This window comes from Pseudonocardia sp. GCM10023141 (genome assembly GCF_042653605.1).
In genome coordinates this window covers 276,844-300,698 of record NZ_JBHSIR010000030.1, presented here as the reverse complement: position 1 = coordinate 300,698, position 23,855 = coordinate 276,844, and the positions used below count along the sequence as shown (strand labels likewise).

Below are 23,855 nucleotides of genomic sequence, written 5' to 3'. Positions count from 1 at the left end.
GCCGGCCCCACCCCCGCGGTGCTGGGCGCTCGTTCGGCCCCAGCTGAGTCGGCTGCTACCGAGCCGATCGCCGCGCCGGGACCTGTCGACGAGCCGGCACCGGTCGACCTCGGTCCTGGCCCGCTCGCCGCCGGTGTCGCCGAGGGGGCCACGGCACCGCTGGTTCCCGCTCCCCCGGCGCCCGCTCCGGCACCGCCCCGGCCCGGTCCGCCGCGCCCGGTCCCGCCGCGGCCCGGTCCGCCCCGCGGGGCGAGGCCCGTTCCCCCGGCCGCGGCACCCGCGGCACCGGCAGCCGCTGCGGCTGTTCCCGCCCCGCTGCCGTCCCCGGTGCCGGCGGCGAGCACCGAACCGGGCCGGTGGGGTCGGATCGACGACGAGGGCGCCATCTACGTCCGGACGGCCGACGGCGAGCGTCAGATCGGTTCGTGGCAGGCCGGTGAGCCGGCAGAGGGCCTCGCCCACTTCGCCCGCCGCTTCGACGACATGCGAGCCGAAGCGGAACTGATCGCGGCCCGGCTGGCCGCGGGCGGCGGCGACCCGAAGCAGACCCTCACCGCGGCGAAGACGCTGCGTGACGGGCTCGCCGAGGCCACGGTGCTGGGCGATCTCCCCGGGCTGGCCGCCCGGCTCGACGACCTGATCGGGCAGTCCGAGGCCGGCGTCGAGGCGGCACGCGCCGCCCGCAACACCGAACGTGCGGCGTCGGTCGCGCGCAAGGAGGAGCTGGCGGCCGAGGCCGAGTCGCTGGCCGCCGAGGCCACGCAGTGGAAGCAGGCGGGCGACCGGTTCAAGACGATCCTTGACGAGTGGCGCGCCATCCGCGGCATCGACCGCAAGACCGACGAGCTGCTGTGGAAGCGCTTCTCGAAGGCCCGCGAGGCGTTCAACCGGCGTCGCGGGTCGCACTTCGCCGATCTCGACCGCCAGCGCGCCACGGCGAAGACCCGCAAGGAGGAGCTGGTCACGGAGGCGGAGTCGCTCACCGGCTCCGACGACTGGGGGCCCACCGCGGCCCGTTTCCGCGACCTCATGGCCGAGTGGAAGGCCGCCGGGCGGGCCCACAAGGACGCCGACGACGGGCTGTGGCAGCGCTTCCGCTCCGCGCAGGACGCCTTCTTCGCGCGGCGGGCGGGCACGTTCGCCGAGCGCGACGCGGAGTTCGAGGCCAACGGCGAGGCCAAGAAGGCACTTCTCGTCGAGGCGGAGCGGATCGACCTGAGCGACCCCAACGGTGCCCGCGCGGCCCTGCGCAGCATCCAGGAGCGCTGGGAGGAGATCGGCAAGGTCCCGCGCGACGACGTCCGGGCGCTGGAGGCGCGGCTGCGGGCCGTCGAGGAGAAGGTGCGCGAGTCCGCCGATCGCCAGTGGCAGCGCACCGATCCCGAGGCGGAGGCGCGAGTGGCGCAGTTCCGTGATCGGGTCGCCCAGTTCGAGGCGCAGGCCGCCAAGGCGCAGGCCGCCGGCGACAAGCGGCGCGCCGAGCAGGCCGCGGCGCAGGCCAACCAGTGGCGCGAGTGGCTGGAGACCGCCGAGCAGGCCGTTCACCAGCGCTGACCCGGTCACCCAGCGCAACCCCCCTCCGTCGAGAACGACGTTACAATGATCGAAAAGGCTTTTTGATCATCACAACGTCGTTCTCGACGGGCCGGGGAGTTACCGGCTGTAGCTAGCCGCGGCGGAAGGCGATGCGGGCCCAGCTCCCCGCCAGCACCAGGATGGCGAGCAGCGCGAGGATCATGCCGATGGCGGGGCCGCTGCCCCCGTCGAACACCCCGGTCTGGCGCGACCAGATCGCCCAGACCCCGTTGATCACGGAGATGCCGCAGCCCACGGCGCAGAGCCAGGCCAGTGCCCACCACCGCGTGGCGAGCGCCAGCGCCGAGACGACGAGCCCGAAACCGAGCGACGTGAAGGTGAACACGCGCGGCAGCAGGCCGAACCACTGCTCGCCGGTGAGGATCTGCCAGCCCTGCGCGGGACCCGTCCACGGCAGCAGCGCCATCGCGATCACCAGCACCAGCATGGCGATGCTGATGGTCATGGCGGTGGCGCCGGGATCGATCCGCCGCTCGACGCGGCGCTCGACACCGGTCAGTTCGCTGTTCAGCGCCCTCAGCTCCTCGGGGATCTCGGTCATGGGTTCACGCCGCATCCGGACGCGGCGACGGGCACCGGAGTGGGGGCACCGAAACCGGGCAGGCCCAGCCCGGTGGCGACGGGGGCGGGTGGGCGGCCGTGCGCATCGCCCGCCCGGGTGCGCCGGTGGCTGAGCACCGGCCCGTCCGACGTGAGGTGGTGCGGCGCGCCGTAGCCGACCGCGACCTCGACGACGTCGCCCGGCCGGATCTCCGCCTCGCCCGGCGCGAAGTGCACCAGCCGGCCGTCACGGGCCCGGCCCGACATGCGGCGGGTAGCGCCGTCCTTGCGCCCCTCCCCGGCGGCCACCAGCACCTCGACGACGCGGCCTTCGAGCGCCCGGTTCTGCTCCCAGGAGATGCGCTCCTGCAGCTCGATGAGGCGCATGTAGCGCTCCTGGACGACCGCCTTGGGCAGCTGGTCGGGCAGCGTGGCCGCGGGAGTGCCGGGCCGCTGCGAGTACTGGAACGTGAACGCGCTGGCGAACCGGGCCGCCGCGACGACGTCGAGGGTGGCCTGGAAGTCGGCCTCCGTCTCGCCGGGGAAACCGACGATGATGTCGGTGGTGATCGCGGCGTCCGGGAGCGAGGCGCGCACCTCGTCGAGGATCGCGAGGTAGCGCGTGGAGCGGTAGGAGCGGCGCATCCGGCGCAGCACGTCGTCGGAGCCGGACTGCAGCGGCATGTGCAGCTGCGGGCAGACGGTGGGTGTCTCGGCCATCGCGGCGATCACGTCGGAGGTGAAGTCGCGCGGGTGCGGCGAGGTGAAGCGCACCCGCTCCAGCCCGTCGACGTCGCCGCAGGCGCGCAGCAGCTTGGCGAACGCGCCACGGTCGCCGAACTCGACGCCGTAGGAGTTGACGTTCTGGCCCAGCAGCGTCACCTCGAGCACGCCGTCGGCCGCGAGCGCCTGCACCTCGGCGAGCACGTCGCCGGGGCGGCGGTCCTTCTCGGTGCCGCGCAGCGAGGGCACGATGCAGAACGTGCAGGTGTTGTTGCAGCCCACGGAGATCGACACCCAGCCGGCGTAGGCCGACTCGCGCCGGGCCGGCAGCGTGGACGGGAAGACCTCGAGCGACTCGGCGATCTCCACCTGCGCGGCCTCGTTGTGCCGCGCGCGCTCCAGCAGGACGGGCAGCGCGTGCACGTTGTGGGTGCCGAACACGACGTCGACCCACGGCGCGCGGCGCACGATCTCGGCGCGGTCCTTCTGCGCGAGGCAGCCGCCGACGGCGATCTGCATGCCGGGCCGCTCCTTCTTGACCGGAGCCAGGTGGCTCAGGTTGCCGTAGAGCTTGTTGTCGGCGTTCTCGCGGACGGCGCAGGTGTTGAACACGACGACGTCGGCGTCGTCCGACTCGGATCTGGTGTAGCCGGCCGACTCGAGCAGGCCGGCCATCCGCTCGGAGTCGTGCACGTTCATCTGGCACCCGTAGGTGCGGATGGTGTAGCTGCGCATCACGCACCGAGGGTAGGCCTTCCACGCCGGGTCGACCGCACCGGATCCGCACGGCAGGATGAGGCGGTGGCAGGTGGGCCGTGGGACGTGGACCGGCGCACCGTGCTGCGCGGGTTCGGCGTGCTGGGCCTGCTCACGGCGCTGTCGGCGTGCACGTCGTCCTTCGCCACCACGAGGCTGAGCATCGCCACGGGCTACAACCAGGGCGTCTACTTCGCGCTCGGCACCGCCCTGGCGCAGGTGTGGCAGAAGGACCTCGGCCTTGCCGACGCCCCCGCGGTGCAGCAGACGGCCGGGTCGGGCCAGAACCTGCAGCTGCTCATCTCGGGGGCGGCCGACGTCGCGTTCTCCCAGGTGGACGCCGCCGCCGAGCAGCTCAACCACACGTCGGCGAAGGATCCGCACGTGCCGCGCGCACTCGCCAGGGTCTACGACGAGTACGTCCACCTCGTGGTTCCCCGCGACTCGCCGGTGCAGACGGTCGCCCAGCTGCGCGGCAAGCGGGTGTCGATCGGCGCCGTCGACTCGGGCGTCATCGTGGTGGCCAAGCGGATCCTGCGCGCGGCCGAGCTGTCGGACACCGCCGACATCGACACGAAGAACCTCGGTCTCCCCGATTCCGCCGCGGCGCTGAAGGCGGGCACGATCGACGCCTTCTTCTGGACCGGCGGCCTGCCGACGCCCCGGATCGAGGAGCTCGCCGCGAGCATGCCCATCCGGCTGCTCAACCTCACCGAGGTGATCACCGACATGCGCGCGGCCTATCCGGAGTACGCCTCCGGCACGGTCCCGGCGCAGATGTACCGCAACGCGGAGGCGATCACCACGGTGCTGGTGCGCAACTTCCTGCTCGTCGGCGCTGGCATGGCAGACGATCTCGCGTACGCGCTGGTGAAGGCGCTCTTCGACGAGCAGCAGCAGCTGGTGGCGGCCAGCCCGTCGGCGCTCACGATCGACCTGCGCTCGGCGATCAGCACGCAGCCCGTGCCCCTGCACCCCGGGGCGGAGAAGTACTTCCGGGCCGCGAAGAACGCCCACCCCTGACAGTCGGCACTGGGGCTCACCCCTGCTGCAGCGCGTCCATCTCGGCCGACCAGCGGTGGACGGCGCTGCGGAACAATGCCGCACCGTGCTCGTTGTAGGGGTGCAGCTCGCCTGCCAGCTCCAGCATCACGAGCCCGTGGATGCGGGCCCGCAGCTCGATGAACAGCGACAGCGCGCCCGGCGGCACCGGGATCTCCGGATGCTGCACACCGGCGATCTCGCCGTCGGGGATCGGCAGCGGGATCGCGGCCAACTGCTCGCCGGTCCAGCCCTCGAAGACCGTCTCGAAGAACGCGCCAGCCAGCCGGGCCGTCGCCGGACCCATCTGGTTGCCCGGTAGCGGCTCGAACCCGGGAACGGGGGTGCCGAACAGCAGCAGGAACATCGACCCGTTGGCCACCGCCCACGCGCGGAACGCCTCCGAGACGGCCAGCCTGCGCTCCAGCGACGAGCGTCCTGCGCTCGCTTCCGCGGCCGTGGCGACGGCGTCGGCGAGCGCCTCGTGCCCGTCCTCCATCAGGGCCGTGATCAGGGCGTCCCGGTTGTCGAAGTAGTGGTAGAGCGACTGCACGGTCATCCCGACGGTGCGGGCCACGCCGCGCAGCGACAGCCCGCCGGTGCCGGACGCGACGAGCTGCTCGAGCGCAGCCGTCTTGATCTCCTGGATCGTCTCGGCGCGCCGCCGCTCCCGGACCGAACCCTGAACTGACACCGACAGCTCTCCTTGACAGTGTTAGGCAGTCGTGTTGATACTGACGCCGCTCGCAAAGACTAACACCGTCAGTCAGGAGACTCGAGGATGCGCACCGTCATCGCCACCGCCCGCCGCGGACACGCCGGGCTCTTCGGGTTCGCCGTCGTGATGGCCGCCGCCACCGTCGTGCTGGCGGTGGTTGCGCTGTTCGACCAGCGCACGTTGCTCGACGCCCCGCTGTGGCTCAAGCCGATCAAGTTCACCGTGTCGTTCACCCTCTACGGCGCGACGCTGGCCTGGATGCTCGGCCAGTTGCGGGTGCCTGCGCCCCCGCCCCGCCCACCCCGTCGAGAACGACGTTGTCATGATCGACAGGGCTTTCTGATCATGGCAACGTCGTTCTCGACGCATCGGTGGGGCGCGGCAGCAGCGCCGTGACGCGCAGGCCGCCCGCGGCGGGTACGTCCAGGCGCAGCCGGCCGCCCGCTAGCTCGGACGTGCGGGCGGCGATGGCCAGGCCCAGCCCCGAGCCCTCCACGTTGATCTGCCCGGGACTGCGCCAGAACCGGTCGGTGGCGCGCTCCAGCTCGTCAGGTGCCATGCCCGGGCCGGTGTCGCTCACCGCGATCTCCACGAACGCCTCGGTGAGCGCGGTGTGCACGGTGATCGTGCCGCCGGACGGGGTGAACTTGACGGCGTTGTCGAGCACCGCGTCGAGCACGGTCTCCACCGCACCCGCCGGCGCCACCGCATGCAGCCCGAGGTCACCGGTGCGGGCCAGCGTCAGCCCGGTGTGCTCGGCGAGCGGGCGCCACGCGTCGAGCCGGTCGGTCACCCCGTAGTCGACGTCCACGGTGGTCAGCGGGGCCGTGCGCTCGGCGCGGGCCAGCGCGAGCAGGCCGTCGAGCAGCGTGGAGAGCCGCTCCGCCTCCTCCAGCGCCGCGTGCTGGTCCTCGATGCCGCCCGGCCGCACCTGACCGTCGAGGTTGGACAGGCGCAGGCGCAGCGCGGTGAGCGGGTTGCGCAGCTGGTGGCTCGCGTCGGCGACGAACGCGCGCTGGGCCGAGTAGGCCTGCGTCACCGTCTCGGCCATCTGATCGAACGACGCGGTGAGCCTGCGCAGCTCCGGTGGCCCCGACCCGTCCGCGACGGGCTCGGGCTCGGCACCGGCGAGCACGGCCGCCGCGACGCGGCCCGTGCCCTCGTCGAGCCGCCGGACCGGGCGCAGGATCCAGCGCACGATCGGCAGCGCGACCAGCACCGAGAGTCCCAGCGCCAACACCCCGACCGCGGCGATCACCGACCAGTCCAGCGCCTCGCCCGCATGCAGGTCGTCGGTGGGGGTGATCGTGACGACGACCCCGCGCGCCTCGGTGTCCACGAGCACCGGTTCGGCCAGCACCATCGGCCGGTCGTCCCACGGCATGAGCAGCGGATAGGCCTCCGACGGGCGAGCGGCCAGCGCCCGCTTCACCCGGTCCTGCCCCTCGCCGTCGAGCGTGGGCGGCGGGTTGCGGGAGGTGGCGAGCACGACCGTGCCGGTGCGGTCCAGCACCATCACGGCCACCTGGAAGACGTTGTCGTAGCTCACCAGGTCGGCCTCGAGGCCCTTGAGGTTGGGCTCCTCGGTGAGCGGGCGCTGCGCGTTGGAGGCGAACCGGACGGTGTCGGTGAGCTGGTCGGTGAACAGCCGCAGCTGGGCCTCGGCCGCGTTGGACAGCGCCAGCGGCACCCCGAGTCCCGCGGCGAGGACGCCGACGAGGAACAGCACGATCACCAGCAGGCGGGCGCGCACCGGACTAGTCCGAGCTGCTGTCGACGGGCTCCGCCGCGGCACCGGGCGCCTCGACATCGGCCCTGGCCGTCTCCGGCAGCCCCAGCCGGTAGCCGACACCGCGCACCGTCTGCACCAGGTCGGCCCGCCCGAGCTTGGTGCGCAGCGTGGCGACGTGGACGTCGAGCGTGCGGTTGGCACCTGCCCAGGTGCGGCCCCAGACCTCCGCGACGATCCGGTTGCGCGTGCACACCGCGCCACCCGAGCTCGCGAGCAGCGCCAGCACGTGGAACTCCTTGCGGGTCAACGCCACCTCGTGACCGCCGACGGTGACGCTGTGGCGGTGCAGGTCGATCACGACCTCGTCGATCTCGACGACGTCGGCCGCTCCGCCGCCCGCCGTCGGGGTGCCGACCCGCCGACGCCGGTACACCGCGTGCACCCGCGCCACCAGCTCGCCGATGTCGTAGGGCTTCACCAGGTAGTCGTCGGCGCCGGAGTGCAGCCCGAGTATCCGGTCGTCCACCTCGCCACGAGCCGAGACGACGATGATCGGCACCTCGCTGACCGCCCGGATGGCCCGGCAGACGTCGACACCGTCGATGTCGGGCAGCCCGAGATCGAGCAGCACCACGTCGACGTCGGTCAGGTGATCGACAGCGCCCTTGCCCCGCGACAGCCTGGTGGTGGTGATCCCGTGCCGGTGCAGAGCCGGGCGCAGCGCTGCCGCGATGCGGTCGTCGTCCTCGACGAGCAGGATGTGCACGGCCCTCACCCTGCCAGATGCCGTCCGCGATGCCCGCCACTAGCACGCGCGCGGCCGTGCCGCGCTCGCCGCCGGGCCACAGTGTCGTCCGTATCCGGATCATCGATGGAACCACCCGGTGATGCCGATCGCGCGCACCGGCTGCGAGGCTCGTTCCCCAACCCCGGCCCGTGCGACGCCCGAGAGCGTTATACGAGCGCAACCCTATGGGTTCCTCAAGGTGCTGGACTGATGTGTCCGATTCGCCCTAACGTCCCGCCATGCCCGGAGGCCCGATGACCAGTTCTTCTCAGCCTATGATCCGGATGGCGGCAGTCGACAAGCACTTCGGCGAGCTGCACGTCCTGCGCAACATCAACCTGGAGATCGCTGCCGGTCAGGTCGTCGTCGTGCTCGGGCCATCGGGCTCGGGCAAGTCCACGCTCTGTCGCACGATCAACCGGCTGGAACCGATCGACAGCGGCGAGATCGAGATCGACGGCAAGGTGCTGCCCGAGGAGGGCAAGGCACTCGCCGGTCTCCGCGCCGATGTCGGCATGGTGTTCCAGAGCTTCAACCTCTTCGCCCACAAGACGATCCTCGAGAACGTCACCCTCGCGCCGCTGAAGGTGCGCAGGGCGAAGAAGGAAGAGGCGGACAAGCAGGGCATGGCCCTGCTGGAACGTGTCGGTATCGCCAACCAGAAGGACAAGTACCCCGCCCAGCTCTCTGGCGGGCAGCAGCAGCGGGTGGCGATCGCCCGCGCGCTGGCCATGAACCCGAAGGTGATGCTCTTCGACGAGCCCACCTCCGCGCTCGACCCCGAGATGGTCAACGAGGTACTGGACGTGATGACCTCGCTGGCCAAGGAGGGCATGACCATGCTCGTGGTCACCCACGAGATGGGCTTCGCCCGCCGCGCTGCCAACCGCGTCATCTTCATGGCCGACGGCGAGATCGTCGAGGACGCCAGCCCGGACACCTTCTTCTCCAACCCCACGTCCGATCGGGCCAAGGACTTCCTCGGCAAGATCCTCACCCACTGATGTTTCCCCACCGCGCAACCGTCGCGGGCACCACATCCGGAGGTACCACAGCTATGCGTCTCTCCCGAACGCTGAAGGCAGGAGCGGTCGTCGCCGCCCTCGCCGTCGCCATGACCGCCTGTGGTGGTGGCGGCGGCGCTGCCCCCGCAGGCGGTGGCTCGACCGCGGCCGCGGGTCTGGTCGACAAGGCCAAGGCCGACAAGAAGCTCACGATCGGCATCAAGTTCGACCAGCCCGGCCTGGGCCTGAAGAAGCCGGACGGCACGTACGCGGGCTTCGACGTGGACGTCGCGAAGTACGTGGCGAAGGAGCTGGGCGTCGACGCCTCGGCGATCACCTTCAAGGAGGCCCAGTCGGCCGAGCGGGAGAACCTGATCTCGAAGGGCGAGGTCGACTACATCGTCGCCACCTACTCGATCACCGACACCCGCAAGCAGAAGGTCAACTTCGCGGGTCCGTACTTCGTGGCCCACCAGGACCTGCTGGTGTCGGCGACCAACACCGACATCACCGGCCCCGAGTCGCTGACCGCGAACAAGAAGCTGTGCTCGGTCAAGGGCTCGACCCCGGCGCAGAACGTCAAGGACAAGTACGCGAAGGAAGTTCAGCTCCAGGAGTACGGCAAGTACTCCGACTGCGTCACCGCGCTGCTCAACGGCAGCGTCGACGCCGTCACCACCGATGACGTCATCCTCGCCGGCTACGCCGCGCAGAGCCCCGGCAAGCTGAAGCTGGTCGGCAAGGGCTTCACCGACGAGAAGTACGGCATCGGCCTCAAGAAGGACGACGCGGCCGGCACCAAGGCGATCACCGACGCGATCAACAAGATGATCGCCGACGGCAGCTGGAAGAAGGCGCTGCAGGACAACGTCGGCCCGTCGGGATACACCATCCCGACCCCGCCGACGCCCGCCACCGCCTGACGGTTCGCACCGCCTGACGTTCCACATGCGGGGAGCCACCCTCGGGTGGCTCCCCGCTCCCGTGCCGTCGTTCCCTGCAAGACCGGACGGAGTTCATGGACCTCTTCAGCAAGTACGACATCCTCGGGGCCTTCTGGGTCACGATCCAACTGACCGTCTACTCCGCCATCGGGGCGCTGATCTGGGGCACCGTCCTCGCCGCCATGCGCGTCGGCCCGGTTCCGGTCATGCGGGGCTTCGCCACGGCCTACGTGAACATCTTCCGGAACACCCCGCTCACGATCCTGGTGCTGTTCGCCTCGCTCGGCCTGTCCTCGACGCTCGGCATCACGCTGGCGTCGAGCACCTCCACCACGTCGATCGCGGACAGTTCCTTCCGCCTGTCCGTGCTCGCGTTCACGGTGTACACCGCGACGTTCGTGTGCGAGGCGATCCGGTCGGGCATCAACACCGTTCCGGTCGGGCAGGCCGAGGCCGCCAGGGCGCTCGGGATGGGCTTCACCCGCGTGATCGGCACGATCGTGTTGCCGCAGGCCTTCCGCGCGATCATCTCGCCGCTGGCGAGCGTGCTGATCGCCTTGACGAAGAACACCACCGTCGCGTCCATCATCGGGGTGGGCGAGGCGGCGCTGCTCATGTCGGAGATGGTGGAGAACGAGTCCGATGTCCTGCTGCTGGTCTTCGCGATCTTCGCGCTGGGGTTCGTGGTGCTGACGCTGCCGACCGGGCTGCTGTTCGGACGGCTGGCCCGCCGGCTGGAGGTGAAGCGATGAGCGCGTCGGTGCTGTTCGATCAGCCGGGGCCCCGCGCATTGGTCCGCAACCGGATCATCACGGTCGCGTTCGTACTGGTCCTGCTCGTGATCGCGTACTTCATCTACGCCGGCTTCGACGCCAAGGGCCAGTGGGCGGGCGCGCTGTGGGCGCCCTTCCTCGCCGGCTCGACGTGGACCGCGTTCCTGCTGCCCGGCCTCGTCGCCACGATCGAAGCGGCGCTGATCTCGGTGGTCATCGCGCTACCGATCGGCGCCTTGCTCGGCATCGGACGGCTGTCTCAGCATGCGTGGATCAGCCGCCCGTGCGGCGTGATCGTCGAGTTCTTCCGGGCCATCCCGGTGCTGCTGCTGATGGTGTTCGCCGCCGAGCTCTACTCCAGCTACACCGACATCGACAGCGAGATCCGGCCGCTGTTCGCCGTGGTCACCGGCCTGGTGCTCTACAACGGCTCGGTGCTGGCGGAGATCGTGCGCTCCGGGATCCTGTCGCTGCCGAGGGGGCAGGGCGAGGCGTCGGACGCTCTCGGCTTCAGCAAGGGCCAGACCATGCGCCTGGTGCTGCTGCCCCAGGCCGTGACGTTGATGCTGCCGGCCATCGTCAGCCAGCTCGTGGTGGTCCTCAAGGACACCGCGCTCGGTGGCCAGCTCACCGTCGGCTACACGGAGCTGATCCGCGCCTCCGGCGGCATCACCGGCAACTTCGCCAACAACATCCCGACCCTCATCGTGCTCGCGATCCTGTTCATCATCATGAACTTCGCGCTCACGTCGCTGGCCTCGGCGCTGCAGCGGCGGCTGTCGCGCTCGCGGCGGACGCCTCCTGGCGCCACGGCCGTCGCGTTGCCCGGCCAGCCCGGCGCGGCAGACGACCAGCTCGCGAAGGTCTGATCCGGCGAGCTGCACCCTCGTTGCCGGCGTCGCGAGCGATCGCGACGCCGGCAGCGTGGCGCTACAGGTTCTCCACCACCACGGGCTCGATGCCCTCGGCCGCCGGCAGCGTGAAGCCGAGCACCTGACCGTAGAAGCTCAGCTCCGCGTCCAGTGCCCGGCGGATGTTCTCCGCCTTCCGGAACCCGTGCTGCTCACCCTCGAAGAGCAGGTAGGCCACCGGGACGCCGCGCTCGCGCAGCGCGTCCACGATCTTCTCGCTCTGGTTCGGCGGCACCACCACGTCCTCGCTGCCCTGCAGCACGATCAGGGGACGGGTGAACTCCTCGACGTGGTGGATCGGGGAGCGCTCGACGTAGACGTCACGGTCCTGCGGGTACGGCCCGATGAGGCGGTCGGTGTAGCGGCTCTCGAACTTGTGCGTGTCGGCCGCCAGCGCCTCCAGGTCGGCGATGCCGAAGTGGCTCGCACCCGCCGCGAACGGGGTGTCGGCGCGGGCCAGCGCCGCGAGCGTGGTGTAGCCGCCCGCCGAGCCGCCGCGGATCGCCATCCGGTGCCCGTCCACACGACCCTTCGCGGCGAGCCAGCGAGCGGCGGCCATGCAGTCGGCGACGTCGATGACGCCCCACGCGCCCTTGAGCTCCTCGCGGAACGCGCGACCGTAGCCCGTGGAGCCGCCGTAGTTGACGTCGACGACGGCGAACCCGCGGCTGGTCCAGTACTGGACCTCCATCACCAGCGACGGGGTGGCGGCCGCGGTCGGGCCGCCGTGCAGCACCACGATCAGTGGCGGGAGCACGCCGTCGGGGCCGTCGTGCTCCGGGTTGGTGGGCGGGTAGAACAGCGCGTGCGCCGACCGGGCCGCGCCCGCGCCGTCGACGGACGGGAACGTGACGTGCTCGGCGACCGCGAGGTAGCCGGGATCGATACCGAGGTCGCGCGGTGCACGCAGGGCCTCGACCGCACCGGAGAGCGCGACGCGGTAGACACCGGGCTCGGTGCGGGGCCCGCCCGCCACCACCAGCGCACCCCCCTCCGCGGCCGGCCGGACGGCCGCGATCGCGGTGAACGGCACGTCCAGCTCGCGGATCGTGCCGTCGGTGCTGCGCACGGCGAGCGCGTCCCGGCCGTCCTTGCGCCGCGCGAACACCACGGAGCCGTCGACCGCGACGGCGTAGCGCGCCGACCCGAACTGCCACGCCGGAACGCCGATCTCGGCGTCGATCCGCACCACCGGGGAGATGTCGGCGTCGGGCAGCCAGCGGTAGAGGTTCCACCACTCGCTGCGATCCGAGAGGAACCACAGCGACCCGTCGGGCTGCCAGCGGGGCTCGGACACCGACTCCCATGGCCCGCCGGCCACCACCGTCTCCTCGCCGGACTCCAGGTGGCGCACCACGAGCTCGGTGGCGTCCCACGGCATGTCCGGGTGGTTCCAGCGCAGCCACGCCAGAATCGAGCCGTCGTGGTTGAGCCGCGGGGCCGCGACGAAGTCCGGGCCGGTGACCAGCACCTCCGGCGCCGCCGACGGGCGACCGGACGCGACGTCGGCTGCCAAGCGGACGATCTCGTTGTGCACCCCGTCGCCGTCGTGGCGCTCGCGGACGCAGACGATCGTGGCGCCGTCGGGCGCGACGTCACCGTCGGCGAACCGGTCGGCCCGCGGCGTCGCGGGCACGGGGGTGAGTGCCTGGGGCGCGCCGCCGGGCTCGAGCCGGTAGAGGCGCTGGTCATCCCAGTTCACGAACCACGTGACGCCGTCGCGCACCCACCACGCGGCGCCGCCGTACTCGTGCACGGCCGAGCGGGCGTTCATCCCGTCCGGGAGCAGGTCGGCGGTGGCCCCGTCGGGGGTGCGGCGCACGAGCTGGGTGCGGCCACCTTCGCTCGGGCGGCCCTCGCTCCAGACCACGTCGGCGCCGTCGGCGTGCAGCTCCCCGAGCCGGACCGCCGCGGACAGCAGCAGCGCGGACGTGATGGGGGTGGGCCAGGACCCGTACGGCGTGGTGGTCACGTGGTGCCACGTTAGCGGCTGCGCAACGCCGTCCACAGCAACCCGACGGCCTCACGCAGCGATCGCAGGCGCACCACCGGCACCACGGCGAGCGCTCCGGTGACCCCCGGCCACCATCGCACCGACCCGTCGCCCCTGATCAGACCCAGTGCCGGCGTGGCGCAGGCGCGCACCGGCGCCCGCAGCGTCGGGTAAACCGAAGCGAGCTGTGGATCGCGACACGACCTGACCTTCACGGGAACCCGCAGCAGGTCGGGCAGCTCCCGGGCGATCGCGGAGCATTTCGGGCACGACACGTCGTAGATGACGACGACCTCACGCGTGCGCACGCCACCCCCAGACCGTCGAGAACGACGTTACGAAGATCAACAGGGCCTTTTGATCATCACAACGTCGTTCTCGACGGGTCATGCCGTCAGCATCGCAACCGCGAGCGCTCCCGTCGCGGTCAGGGCCAGCACCGGACGCACCACACGTTCCGTGCGGCTCCATACGACCGTCCAGGCCCCGTCGTCGCTCCAGGCGTTGGACAGCAGCGGCATCGCCAGCCGGCCGGCCGCGAACCCCGCCGCCACCGCGAACGCAGCGGGGAACGGCACGACGAGCACCACCGCGACCAGCACCAGGTGCGGCAGCGCCGACGGTGAGAACGTCCGCATCCCGGTGCCCATCTCGAAACCGAACTGCAGCGCGCCCCACTGCCGCAGGTGCTGCACGTCCTCGGCCACGAGCCGGGCGTTCTGCGGCACCCGGAACGCCACCACACCGGCCTCGCGCGCCACCACGGCCAGCGCCAGCACCCCGAACAGCACCCAGCGGACCGGAGCGGGGATGAGCGCCTGCGGCAGTGCCCCGAGCACGGCTGCGGCGAACGCCACCAGCACGGCCCCGAGCAGCAGACCGCTGCCGAAGAACCGGATGACGGGGGTGTCGCGCCAGACCGACGCGCTCAGCAGGAACGCCGAGTTGTGGCTTCAAGTGCTGCCGGAGTTGGCGAACCCGGCAGCGGCACCCGCCACCGCCGTCAGCAGCAGCACCGCCCCCGCCGAGGCCAGGTCCCGGGTGGTGCCGATGGCCGTGATCGCGGCGAAGGCACCCACCAGCAGCAGGCCGGCGGCGAACGTGAGCGGATGCAGCAGCCAGCGCGCCGAGGACGTCACGGAGGCGTCAGCCCGACCCCAACGCGGGCAGCAGCCCACGCGGCGGGGACGGATGGCGATCGGGCTCGGGTGCCGGGGTGGCGGTCGGAGCTGGGGTGGCGGTCGGAGCTGGGGTGGCGGGGGTGGCGGTCGGGGCGGGTGCGGTGGGGACGCGTTCGGTGTTGGCTCCGCGGTCGTCGGCCGTGATCTCGCAGGCGGCGATCGTGATGCCGTTGTAGACCTCCCCGTCGGGGAAGGTGATGTCGGTGACGGCGTCCGAGCAGCGCCAGCCGTTCCAGCGCCACGCGTTGCGGCCCTCGCAGTTGGTGGCGAGCCGGGTGGACTGGTACTCCTCGTCCCCGCTGTCGTTGCTGTAGCCGCCCTCGCGGTGGAAGCCGTCCGAGCAGGGGTACGAACCGCGGCGCCAGCCGCCGTAGCAGACCGCAGGGCCGGCGGCAGGCCAGTTGTTGGCCTTCTCGTCGTAGCTCGCGGGCTGGCACGACATGAACTCCGACTTGCTGTCGGTCTCCGACGGCGCGGCGGCCGCGTCGCGGCGGGTCAGGTACCAGTCCAGCGGCACGAGCGCCGCGGCGGCGGCACCGATCAGCAGGCCGCGCAGCACGGCCCGCCTGCTGGGGCGGATCGCGCGCAGTCGGGCCACCACGTCGCTCGGCCGGGCGCCTGCCGGCGGCGCGGCCGTGGTGGGAATGTCGTCCAGCCGGGTCATGCCCCGTTCACCAGCCCTGTCGCTTCGGTGGGATGCGCCAGCAGTTCCCGCATCAGTGCCGGCAGATCGGTGTCGGAGTAGACGAACGTGCGCCCGCGCACGATTCCGGTCGGGCCGACGTCGAGCAGCGTCGGCGCGTAGCCCTCGAACACCTCGGCCCGGGCGGCGGGATCGACGACCAGCTCGGCACGACCGGCGGGCCGGAACTCGTCGGGCCGGTCGACCAGCGCCGCGAAGCGGTGCGCCGGGTGCTGCTCGGCAGCGACGCCCAGCGCGTCCCAGAGGCCATGGCAGAGCGCGCAGTTCGCGTCCAGCACCGCGACGACGGCCCCGCGCTGACCGGCCTCGGGCTGTACCGGCAGCGGGGCTGGGCGACCCACCACCGACGCGTAGCCCGACAGCTCGGCCGCGCGCCCGGCCTCCAGCGCCCGCACCCGTGCGTAGACGGCGACGAGCGCGACCAACGCGAACAGGGCCACGAGCAGGGCGAGCAGCGCCACGGCGATCTCGATGGACATCCTCAGGCCCCCCAGCGGCCGGCGAGCGCGCCGAGCGCCTCGACGACGGCGGCATCGTCGAGGGCCAGCGGCGGCCGTCCGGACTCCGGGCCGAGGAAGACCACGTCCATCGCCGCCGTCGGGCCCGCGACGAGGTAGCGCCACTCGTGCGGGGTGCCCTTGACCAGCGCCGCGCTCCGCGGGTCGAGCACGCGCCCGGCCCGCCACATCTCGCCGCCCGCCATCCGCAGGCCCGCCCAGTCGGGGAGCGTCGGGAGGGCCTCGACGGCGCGCCGCGCCACCAGCACCGACCGCGGGCTGCGTCCGATGATCGAGACATCGGTCTGTCGCACCAGCAGGTCACTCATCGGCACGAGCGTGGCGCCCTGCGCCGCATCGGTGAACCGGAAGGACGTCAGGAGCGCGTTGAGCCCGGCGGCGTCGGGTGCGGGGCCGCCGAACCAGGTGGTGGCCTCGTGGTGGGGCCCGGCGAGGACCAGCGCGGAGTCGGAGCGGTCGGGCGCCTCGTAGACGACGGCGTCGAAGCCCCGCATCGGCACGCGGCTCTCGCGGGCGCCGGGCAGCACGTGCGTCGGGATCAGGCGGTGCTCCCCCGCCGGCGCGAGGAAGAACTGGCGGGCCGTGCGCGGGCCGAGGAAGCGGGCGTTGCCGTACCAGCGCAGCTCCCCCAACGCTGCCGGGAGCGTGAGCTCGACCGGAACCCCGGAGGCCGCGATGCGCGAGACGACGCCGGGCCCGGCCGGAACCACCGTCGGTGCGGCAGCCGTCATCGTCGTCCTCTCGTAGCTCATGGTGAGGACCCGTCACGCGCTGCCCCCGGCTGTCCAACGAGGCCGCCGAGGCACCGTCACGGGCCTTGAGGTGCGAGAGTGCGACTGATCGAGTGAACTACCGGGTACGGTCGGTGGCGCACGGTCATGTCGAGGGAGGGAAGGTCACCGATGCCTGATTCACCCGATTCCGCATCGAGTTCGTCCGAGCCGATCGACGCCGAGATCGTCCCCGATCCCACCCCGGAACCCACGGCGTTGCCGGTGCACCAGTCACCCCCGCAGTTCTCCCCGCCCCCGGCCTTCACGCCGGACTACAGCGACGCGGGTGTGCCGAGCTTCGACTACGTGCGCGACAAGATCGAGGGCCGCTTCGCCACGTCGATCGGGAGCACCGAGCTGGCCGGCGAGACCGAGCAGGGGCGCAAGATCGAGGAGCAGGAAGCCGAGCGGGCCAAGAAGGCGGCCGACAAGCTCGCGGAGATCCGCAAGTCGATGGGGCTCTGAGCCCGGCGGCAGCTGCCGGACGTCCGTCGTGGCCCGCAGCCCCCAGCGGACGAGCCACACGCCACGCCCCTCGACGAGGCGCTGGAGTGCGGCCGGCGCGTCCGGTGCGGTTCGCCCGTCGCCGAGCGCGCACTGGCTCATGATCCAACCGGAACCAGTGCGCGTTGGGTCGCTCGCCCGACGCGCGACAAGCCCCCGGATTGCAGGAAGGCCACCTTGCCGCAAGATCCTTGCGGCAAGGTGGCCTTCCTGCAACGGAGACGAGCGGGGCCTCAGGCCCCTTCGCGCTTGAAGATCTTGTTGCCCAGCCACACCAGCGGGTCGTACTTGCGGTCGACCACGCGCTCCTTCATCGGGATCAGCGCGTTGTCGGTGATCTTGATGTGCTCGGGGCACACCTCGGTGCAGCACTTGGTGATGTTGCAGAACCCGAGGCCGTGCTCCTCCTGCGCCGCCTTCTGCCGGTCGGCGACGTCGAGGGGGTGCATGTCGAGCTCCGCGATCCGCATCAGGTAGCGCGGGCCGGCGAAGTTCTCCTTGTTCTCCTCGTGGTCACGCACGACGTGGCAGGTGTTCTGACACAGGTAGCACTCGATGCACTTGCGGAACTCCTGGCTCCGCTCGACGTCGACCTGCTGCATCCGGTACTCGCCCGGCGCGACGTCGGGCGGCGGCGCGAAGCTGGGGATCTCCCGGGCCTTCGTGTAGTTGAAGGACACGTCCGTGACGAGGTCGCGGATCACCGGGAACGTGCGCAGCGGCGTGACCGTGACGACCTCGTCCTCTTCGAACGTGTTCATCCGGGTCATGCACGCCAGCCGCGGCCGACCGTTGATCTCCATGCTGCACGAGCCGCACTTGCCGGCCTTGCAGTTCCAGCGCACCGCGAGATCCGGGGCCTCGGTCTGCTGCAGCCGGTGGATGATGTCGAGGACGACCTCGCCCTCGTTCACCTCCGCCGGGTAGTCGACCAGCTCCCCCTTCTCGGAGTCACCCCGCCAGACGCGGAAATGGGCGTCGTACGTCATGCCTGCTCCCCCTTGCCGGCGCCGGACGCGTCGGCGGCCCGGTTCGATCGGTGGCCGCCCAGCTCCTCGCCGGTGAAGTACTTCTTCAGCTCGTCCATCTCGAAGAGATCCAGCAGCTCGGGCCGCATCGGGATCTGCTCCTTGCGCACCAGCTCGATGTTGTCCTCGCCCAGCGCCGAGAGCTGCAGCAGCACGTGGCGCCAGTCGGAGTCCATCACCGGGAAGTCGTCGCGGGTGTGCCCGCCGCGGCTCTCCTGCCGTTCCACCGCCGCCTTGGCCACGCACAGCGAGACCAGGAGCATGTTGCGCAGGTCCAGCGCCAGGTGCCAGTTCGGGTTGAACGCGCGGTCACCGGTGACGCTGACCGTGCGGGTCCGGGTGGCGATGTCCTCGAGCTTCTTGAGGGCCATGTCCATCTCGTCGGCCTTGCGGATGATGCCGACGAGCTCGTGCATCGTCTTCTGCAGCTCGAGGTGCACGACGAACGGGTTCTCCCCGCCCGCCGCGGTCGTCGAGAACGGCAGCAACGCGCGCTGCTCGGCGGCCGTGACGTCCTCGGCACTCGGCGCCGGACGATCCGCGCCGAGCCCGTCGACGTACACCGACGCGCCCAGACCGCAGCGACGGCCGAAGACGAGCAGGTCCGACAGCGAGTTGCCGCCCAACCGGTTGGAGCCGTGCATGCCGCCCGAGCACTCGCCTGCCGCGAACAGGCCGGGGACGTTGGACATGCCGGACTCGGGGTCGACCTCGACGCCGCCCATCACGTAGTGACAGGTCGGGCCGACCTCCATCGGCTCCTTGGTGATGTCGACGTCGGCGAGCTCCAGGAACTGGTGGTGCATCGACGGCAGCCGCTTGATGATCTCCTCCGGCTTGAGCCGGGTGGAGACGTCGAGGTACACACCGCCGTGCGGCGTGCCGCGACCGGCCTTGACCTCGGAGTTGATCGCGCGCGCGACCTCGTCACGCGGGAGCAGCTCCGGAGGACGGCGGTTGTTCTTCTGGTCGGTGTACCAGCGGTCGGCCTCCTCCTCGGAGGTCGCGTACAGGTCCTTGAAGACGTCGGCGATGTAGTTGAACATGAACCGTTCGCCGTCGGTGTTGCGCAGCACGCCGCCGTCGCCGCGCACCGACTCCGTGACCAGCAGCCCCTTCACCGAGAGCGGCCAGACCATGCCCGTCGGGTGGAACTGCAGGAACTCCATGTTGATCAGCGTGGCGCCCGCGCGCAGCGCCAGCGCGTGGCCGTCGCCGGTGTACTCCCAGGAGTTCGAGGTGACCTGGTAGCTCTTGCCGACACCACCGGTCGCCAGCACGATCGCCGGGGCGTTGAACCGGACGAACTCACCGGTGGAGCGGTAGTAGGCGAAGGCGCCCGCGATCTTGCCGTCGGTCTTGAACAGGTCGGTGATCGTGGTCTCGTGGAAGACCCGGATGTTGGCCTCGTAGTCACCGGTGGCCTTGAAGTCCTCCTGCTGCAGCGACACGATCTTCTGCTGCAGGGTGCGGATCAGTTCCAGGCCGGTGCGGTCACCGACGTGCGCGAGACGCGGGTAGGTGTGGCCACCGAAGTTGCGCTGGCTGATCTTGCCCTCCGGCGTGCGGTCGAACAGCGCGCCGTAGGTCTCCAGCTCCCAGACGCGGTCCGGGGCCTCCTTGGCGTGCAGCTCGGCCATGCGCCAGTTGTTGAGGAACTTGCCGCCGCGCATGGTGTCACCGAAGTGCACCATCCAGTTGTCGTCGGCGTTGACGTTGCCCATGGCCGCCGCGCAGCCGCCCTCGGCCATGACGGTGTGGGCCTTGCCGAACAGCGACTTGGAGATGATCGCGGTGCGCTTGCCCTGGCTGCGCGCCTCGATCGCGGCCCGCAGACCGGCGCCGCCGGCGCCGATGACGACCACGTCGTAGTCGTGCGTCTCGATCGTTCCTGTCATGTCAGTCACCCCACGATCCGCAGGTCGGAGAACCATCCGGCCGAGACGGCCATGATGTAGAAGTCGGTGACGGCCAGCGAGACCAGCGTGGTCCACGCCAGCTGCTGGTGCTTGCTGTTGAGCCGGGAGACGTAGCCCCACAGCTTGTAGCGCACCGGGTGCTTCGAGAAGTGGTTGAGCCGCCCGCCGATGATGCTGCGGCACGAGTGGCACGAGGCGGTGTACGCCCAGAGCAGCACCACGTTGGCCACCAGGATGATGTTGCCCAGGCCGAGGCCGAAGCTGCCGTCCTCCTTGATGAACGCCTTCACCGCGTCATAGGTGTTGATGATCGAGATGATCGTGGCGGCGTAGAAGAAGTAGCGGTGCAGGTTCTGCCCGAGCAGCGGGAACCGCGTCTCACCCGTGTACTTCTTGTGCGGCTCGGCAACGGCGCAGGCCGGCGGCGACAACCAGAAGGCCCGGTAGTAGGCCTTGCGGTAGTAGTAGCAGGTGAGCCGGAACAGCAGCAGGAACGGCAGCGTCAGGCTCGCGTAGGGCAGGAACCACACGTCGGGCAGGAACCGTCCGAAGTGCGCCGCCTCCGGTACGCAGCCGAGCGAGACGCACGGCGAGTAGAACGGAGTCAGGTAGTTGTACTCCGCTACGAAGTAGTCCTTCTGCAGGAAGGCCCGGATCGTCGCGTAGATGACCCACGCGGCGAGCCCGGCGAAGTTGAGCAGCGGTGGCAACCACCACCGGTCCGTGCGGAGCGTCCGTGCGGCAATCTGCGCCCGCCCGGCGGACGCATCTGTGGTGGATGACACGTCAGGGAAATCCTCGTCTTCTGCGGTGCCGACGCCATCCGCAGGAAGCCCGCAGCGCCGGGGTCTGGATCTGGCCGGAGCCTACGACGCAGCTGCCGCGCACCGCCCCCCGGGTGGTCACGGCAAGTTCCCGTTTGTGACACGAATCATGCTGGTGGGCGGCCTGGACCCCACGCCAGGCCGCCCGGGTGCGGGTCAGAGACGGAAGCTCTCCTTGGTGTAGTCACCCTCCTTCGGGGACCCCGACAGGCTGGCGGCCCACTGGAAGTAGCCGATGGCGACGAACGTCTGGGTGCCGGCCGGGTTGGCGATGCGCATCCGGATGCCCTTGCGCATGCAGGTGGCCGCGTTGACGTCGGTGGAGGGGTTGCAGAACTTCTGCAGCAGGCCCACCTGGGTCTTCCCGCTCTGCACCCCCGCCGACAGCACCGTGTAGCCGTAGTTGCAGTCGCCCTCGGCCCGCGTCCAGAACTCGAGCTCGGTGCTGCTGATCTTCTTCGCCGAGTGCAGCACGCGACAGGCGTAGCCACCGGGGCTTCCGGGCGGCTCGCTGGCCTGCGCGACGCCGGTTCCGGTCAGGCACATCAGGCCCACGGTGGCGGCCGTCGCGAAGGCCGCCAGTTGCTTCCTCATGATTCCCCCTTGTCGGCGCATCGGTCGTCGATGCGCCACCAGGGTCGCCGGGCAGCCTGCCCGAGCGCGTCCGGCCGGGGACGGACGTTCGCCGTCCTCCCATGGGTGGACGACGGCTCCCGGGCCCGGCCGCCATGATGTGATCATGACGGAGCCCCCCGACCGCCCCCGGTGGCGCCGCTACGCGCAGGACGCCGGCATCGCCGTCGGGGGCTGCGCCGTCGACCTGCTGGGGTTCTCTCGGGTACTGGCCGGCCCGGACGCGTTCCCCACCTGGGTCGCGGCCTACGCCGCCGCCGGTTTCGTCGCGCTGCTGTGGCGCAGGCGGGCGCCGGTGGCGGTGTACGCCGTCCTGTGGCTGCACAGCACGATCGCGTCGATCGCGATCCCGTCCTACGGCCCCGTCATCGGGCTGGTGGTCGCGCTCTACACCGTCGCCGACCTCGCACCGCCCCGATTCGGTCCGGCGGCACTCGCGGTGGCGCTCGTCCCGGTGGGGTTCCAGGTCGCGGGCGAGGTCGCGAGCGCGCCACCGGAGTTCGCGGCGAGCGCGCTGGCCGCGTCCACCACGTTCCTCGTCGCGATCGTCGCCGGGGCGTGGGCGGGCGGCCGGTGGGCCCGCAGCCGCCGGGCGCAGCTCGGGCTGCTCGAGCAGCAGCGCCTGCACACGGCGCGCGAGGCCGTCGCCCAGGAGCGCACCCGGATCGCCCGGGATCTGCACGACGTGGTGTCGCACTCCGTCGGGGTCATGACGTTGCAGGCCGCCGGTGCCCGCCGCGTGCTGGCCGCGGGCAAGACCGACCGCGCCGCGCGGGCGCTGGCCGACATCGAAGGTGCCGGCGGGCAGGCCATGATCGAGCTGCGCCGCATGCTCGACGTCCTGCGCACCGCGGAGCCCGCGGACGGCGAGGAGGACCGATCCGACGAGCAGCTCGCACCGGCGCCCGGCCTGCGGGAGGTCGATGCCCTGGTGCAGGGGTTCCTCGCCGCCGGGGTGCCGGCCAGGGTGGTGGTGTCCGGCTCGCCCGGCGCACTCGACGCCGGCGCCGACATGTCGGCCTACCGGATCATCCAGGAGTCGCTGACGAACGTGGCGAAGCACGCGGGTCCGGGCGTGCCCACCACCGTCGAGCTGCGCTGGACCGAGCACGCGCTCGAGGTGGTCATCACCAGCGGTGAACCCCGCGCGCCGCGTCCGCAGAACGGTTCCGGCCCCGGCTACGGGCTGATCGGCCTGCGCGAGCGGGCTGCTGCGGTCGGTGCGCGGTTCGATGCCGGACCACAGGCCGACGGCGGGTTCCGCGTGGCGGCGACCCTGCCCGTGCTGGACCGGCAGCCCGCCGGATGATCCGCGTCATCGTCGCCGACGACCAGCCGCTCGTGCGCAGCGGGCTGGCCATGCTGCTCGACGCCGCCGACGACGTCGAGATCGTCGGCGAGGCCGCTGACGGCCAGGAAGCCGTGACCGGGGCGCAGCAGCTCCAACCCGACATCGTCGTGATGGACGTGCGGATGCCGGTGATGGACGGCGTGGAGGCGACCCGGCGCATCACCGCCGACGGCTTCTCGCGCAACCCCGACGCCCCGGTGAAGGTGCTGGTGCTGACCACCTACCACGTCGATCACACCGTGCACGAGGCGTTGCGCGCCGGGGCGTCCGGGTTCCTGCTCAAGGACACCGCGCCCGCCGACCTGCTGGCGGCCACCCGCGCCGTCGCCGCCGGGGACGCCTGGTTGCAGCCCGCGGTCGCCCGCGACCTGCTCGCCGAGTTCGCGGCCCGCCCCGATCCCCGCGCACCGGACGCGGGCCTGCTCGCGCGGTTGACGCCGCGGGAACGCGAGGTGCTGGTGCTCGTCGCGCAGGGCCGCACCAACGTCGAGATCGCGGAGAGCCTGTTCGTCGGCGAGGTCACCGTGAAGACCCACGTCGGTCGGATCTTCATGAAGCTCGAGCTGCGCGACCGCGTCCATGCGGTCATCACGGCCTACGAGCACGGGATCGTGGTGCCCCGGAAGGCGTGACCGCCTGCGCGTTACTGGATCCAGGGGTGGCCGCCACCGCAGGCGTGCGTCCACCAGCACTGACCCACCGGGTCCGGCCCGTCCGGACCCGCCGCCACCGACGCCGCCGGTGCGGGCGTCACGAGCCCGGCAACGGCGACCGGTGCCGCCAGCACGGCGAAGCAGCAGGCGATCGACGCCAGCCTGCGTGCGGATACCAGTGTGTCGGTCATGTGATCCCCCCGGATCTCGGACGCGGAACAGCCATCGCCCAGGAACACTAGCGTGATCA

Annotated in this window: 27 protein-coding genes; 10 read left to right on the top strand and 17 right to left on the bottom strand. The window is 71.3% G+C overall.

The features are described from left to right. Positions 1–18: 18 nt before the first annotated feature. Positions 19–1,554, top strand: a complete 1,536-nt coding sequence (locus ACFPFQ_RS19240) for a DUF349 domain-containing protein (RefSeq protein WP_379620761.1) — start codon at positions 19–21, stop codon at positions 1,552–1,554. Between the two features lie 112 nt (positions 1,555–1,666). Here the strand turns inward: ACFPFQ_RS19240 and ACFPFQ_RS19235 are convergent, their stop codons facing one another. Both ACFPFQ_RS19235 and miaB read right to left on the bottom strand, forming a co-directional pair. Continuing rightward, on the bottom strand, positions 1,667–2,137 hold the full coding sequence (locus ACFPFQ_RS19235; RefSeq protein ID WP_379620650.1) for a hypothetical protein: 471 nt from the start codon (positions 2,135–2,137) through the stop codon (positions 1,667–1,669). Continuing rightward, on the bottom strand, positions 2,134–3,594 hold the full coding sequence (miaB, locus tag ACFPFQ_RS19230; RefSeq protein ID WP_379620759.1) for a tRNA (N6-isopentenyl adenosine(37)-C2)-methylthiotransferase MiaB: 1,461 nt from the start codon (positions 3,592–3,594) through the stop codon (positions 2,134–2,136). Before miaB ends, ACFPFQ_RS19235 begins: the two co-directional genes overlap by 4 nt. 66 nt (positions 3,595–3,660) lie before the next feature. Between miaB and ACFPFQ_RS19225 the strand changes: the two genes are divergently transcribed. Continuing rightward, complete coding sequence (locus ACFPFQ_RS19225) at positions 3,661–4,638, top strand: TAXI family TRAP transporter solute-binding subunit (RefSeq protein ID WP_379620648.1); 978 nt, start codon at positions 3,661–3,663, stop codon at positions 4,636–4,638. A gap of 16 nt (positions 4,639–4,654) precedes the next feature. Here ACFPFQ_RS19225 and ACFPFQ_RS19220 read toward each other — a convergent pair whose 3' ends face one another. Continuing rightward, a complete protein-coding gene (locus tag ACFPFQ_RS19220; RefSeq protein WP_379620646.1) occupies positions 4,655–5,350 on the bottom strand; it encodes a TetR/AcrR family transcriptional regulator in 696 nt (231 codons plus the stop codon). 87 nt (positions 5,351–5,437) lie between these two features. Between ACFPFQ_RS19220 and ACFPFQ_RS19215 the strand changes: the two genes are divergently transcribed. Continuing rightward, positions 5,438–5,770, top strand: coding sequence for a hypothetical protein (locus ACFPFQ_RS19215; protein ID WP_379620644.1), 333 nt, complete (start codon positions 5,438–5,440; stop codon positions 5,768–5,770). Here ACFPFQ_RS19215 and ACFPFQ_RS19210 read toward each other — a convergent pair. After that, positions 5,718–7,127, bottom strand: a complete 1,410-nt coding sequence (locus ACFPFQ_RS19210; protein WP_379620642.1) for a sensor histidine kinase — start codon at positions 7,125–7,127, stop codon at positions 5,718–5,720. The two genes, ACFPFQ_RS19215 and ACFPFQ_RS19210, sit on opposite strands and share 53 nt — an antisense overlap. A gap of 4 nt (positions 7,128–7,131) precedes the next feature. Continuing rightward, positions 7,132–7,872, bottom strand: coding sequence for a response regulator transcription factor (locus ACFPFQ_RS19205; protein ID WP_379620640.1), 741 nt, complete (start codon positions 7,870–7,872; stop codon positions 7,132–7,134). A 296-nt stretch (positions 7,873–8,168) separates the two neighbouring features. Between ACFPFQ_RS19205 and gluA the strand changes: the two genes are divergently transcribed. The 4 genes from gluA (at position 8,169) to ACFPFQ_RS19185 (ending at position 11,483) form a co-directional block, all read left to right on the top strand. Further along, on the top strand, positions 8,169–8,897 hold the full coding sequence (gluA, locus tag ACFPFQ_RS19200; protein ID WP_379620757.1) for a glutamate ABC transporter ATP-binding protein GluA: 729 nt from the start codon (positions 8,169–8,171) through the stop codon (positions 8,895–8,897). A gap of 53 nt (positions 8,898–8,950) precedes the next feature. Next, on the top strand, positions 8,951–9,820 hold the full coding sequence (locus ACFPFQ_RS19195) for a glutamate ABC transporter substrate-binding protein (RefSeq protein ID WP_379620638.1): 870 nt from the start codon (positions 8,951–8,953) through the stop codon (positions 9,818–9,820). 95 nt (positions 9,821–9,915) lie between these two features. After that, the gene (locus ACFPFQ_RS19190) at positions 9,916–10,593 is read left to right on the top strand and encodes an amino acid ABC transporter permease (RefSeq protein WP_379620636.1); all 678 of its coding nucleotides are present in this window, start codon (positions 9,916–9,918) and stop codon (positions 10,591–10,593) included. Beyond that, positions 10,590–11,483: an amino acid ABC transporter permease gene (locus ACFPFQ_RS19185; RefSeq protein WP_379620634.1), complete on the top strand. Its 894-nt coding sequence runs from the start codon at positions 10,590–10,592 to the stop codon at positions 11,481–11,483. The genes ACFPFQ_RS19190 and ACFPFQ_RS19185 overlap by 4 nt, the downstream gene beginning before the upstream one ends. A 61-nt stretch (positions 11,484–11,544) precedes the next feature. Here the strand turns inward: ACFPFQ_RS19185 and ACFPFQ_RS19180 are convergent, their stop codons facing one another. The 7 genes from ACFPFQ_RS19180 to ACFPFQ_RS19150 all read right to left on the bottom strand — a co-directional run bounded on the left by ACFPFQ_RS19180 (position 11,545) and on the right by ACFPFQ_RS19150 (position 16,672). Continuing rightward, on the bottom strand, positions 11,545–13,497 hold the full coding sequence (locus tag ACFPFQ_RS19180) for a prolyl oligopeptidase family serine peptidase (RefSeq protein ID WP_379620632.1): 1,953 nt from the start codon (positions 13,495–13,497) through the stop codon (positions 11,545–11,547). An 11-nt stretch (positions 13,498–13,508) separates the two neighbouring features. Continuing rightward, positions 13,509–13,826, bottom strand: coding sequence for a hypothetical protein (locus ACFPFQ_RS19175; RefSeq protein WP_379620630.1), 318 nt, complete (start codon positions 13,824–13,826; stop codon positions 13,509–13,511). A 78-nt stretch (positions 13,827–13,904) separates the two neighbouring features. Beyond that, entirely contained in the window at positions 13,905–14,381 is a 477-nt protein-coding gene (locus ACFPFQ_RS19170) for a hypothetical protein (RefSeq protein WP_379620628.1), read from the bottom strand. 90 nt (positions 14,382–14,471) lie between these two features. Beyond that, positions 14,472–14,657 carry a hypothetical protein gene (locus tag ACFPFQ_RS19165; protein WP_379620626.1) on the bottom strand — a complete coding sequence of 62 codons (186 nt, stop codon included), beginning with the start codon at positions 14,655–14,657 and terminating at the stop codon, positions 14,472–14,474. A gap of 7 nt (positions 14,658–14,664) precedes the next feature. Further along, a complete protein-coding gene (locus ACFPFQ_RS19160) occupies positions 14,665–15,363 on the bottom strand; it encodes a hypothetical protein (protein ID WP_379620624.1) in 699 nt (232 codons plus the stop codon). Next, the gene (locus tag ACFPFQ_RS19155; protein WP_379620622.1) at positions 15,360–15,881 is read right to left on the bottom strand and encodes a hypothetical protein; all 522 of its coding nucleotides are present in this window, start codon (positions 15,879–15,881) and stop codon (positions 15,360–15,362) included. Before ACFPFQ_RS19155 ends, ACFPFQ_RS19160 begins: the two co-directional genes overlap by 4 nt. A gap of 2 nt (positions 15,882–15,883) precedes the next feature. Further along, entirely contained in the window at positions 15,884–16,672 is a 789-nt protein-coding gene (locus tag ACFPFQ_RS19150) for a hypothetical protein (protein WP_379620620.1), read from the bottom strand. A 150-nt stretch (positions 16,673–16,822) separates the two neighbouring features. Here ACFPFQ_RS19150 and ACFPFQ_RS19145 point away from each other — a divergent pair, with 150 nt between their 5' ends. Continuing rightward, positions 16,823–17,158 carry a hypothetical protein gene (locus ACFPFQ_RS19145; RefSeq protein ID WP_379620618.1) on the top strand — a complete coding sequence of 112 codons (336 nt, stop codon included), beginning with the start codon at positions 16,823–16,825 and terminating at the stop codon, positions 17,156–17,158. A gap of 272 nt (positions 17,159–17,430) precedes the next feature. Here ACFPFQ_RS19145 and ACFPFQ_RS19140 read toward each other — a convergent pair whose 3' ends face one another. From ACFPFQ_RS19140 to ACFPFQ_RS19125, 4 genes are all read right to left on the bottom strand, one after another. Continuing rightward, positions 17,431–18,186 carry a succinate dehydrogenase/fumarate reductase iron-sulfur subunit gene (locus ACFPFQ_RS19140; RefSeq protein WP_379620616.1) on the bottom strand — a complete coding sequence of 252 codons (756 nt, stop codon included), beginning with the start codon at positions 18,184–18,186 and terminating at the stop codon, positions 17,431–17,433. Continuing rightward, a complete protein-coding gene (locus ACFPFQ_RS19135; protein ID WP_379620614.1) occupies positions 18,183–20,123 on the bottom strand; it encodes a fumarate reductase/succinate dehydrogenase flavoprotein subunit in 1,941 nt (646 codons plus the stop codon). The genes ACFPFQ_RS19140 and ACFPFQ_RS19135 overlap by 4 nt, the downstream gene beginning before the upstream one ends. Before the next feature lie 5 nt (positions 20,124–20,128). After that, positions 20,129–20,929, bottom strand: a complete 801-nt coding sequence (locus ACFPFQ_RS19130; protein ID WP_379620612.1) for a hypothetical protein — start codon at positions 20,927–20,929, stop codon at positions 20,129–20,131. Positions 20,930–21,124: 195 nt separating this feature from the next. Further along, positions 21,125–21,562, bottom strand: a complete 438-nt coding sequence (locus ACFPFQ_RS19125) for a hypothetical protein (RefSeq protein WP_379620610.1) — start codon at positions 21,560–21,562, stop codon at positions 21,125–21,127. Between the two features lie 145 nt (positions 21,563–21,707). Here ACFPFQ_RS19125 and ACFPFQ_RS19120 point away from each other — a divergent pair, with 145 nt between their 5' ends. Both ACFPFQ_RS19120 and ACFPFQ_RS19115 read left to right on the top strand, forming a co-directional pair. Beyond that, a complete protein-coding gene (locus tag ACFPFQ_RS19120) occupies positions 21,708–22,910 on the top strand; it encodes a sensor histidine kinase (protein ID WP_379620608.1) in 1,203 nt (400 codons plus the stop codon). Further along, on the top strand, positions 22,907–23,584 hold the full coding sequence (locus ACFPFQ_RS19115) for a response regulator (protein ID WP_379620606.1): 678 nt from the start codon (positions 22,907–22,909) through the stop codon (positions 23,582–23,584). Before ACFPFQ_RS19120 ends, ACFPFQ_RS19115 begins: the two co-directional genes overlap by 4 nt. Before the next feature lie 11 nt (positions 23,585–23,595). Here ACFPFQ_RS19115 and ACFPFQ_RS19110 read toward each other — a convergent pair whose 3' ends face one another. Next, positions 23,596–23,796, bottom strand: a complete 201-nt coding sequence (locus ACFPFQ_RS19110; RefSeq protein WP_379620604.1) for a hypothetical protein — start codon at positions 23,794–23,796, stop codon at positions 23,596–23,598. Positions 23,797–23,855: the final 59 nt, after the last annotated feature.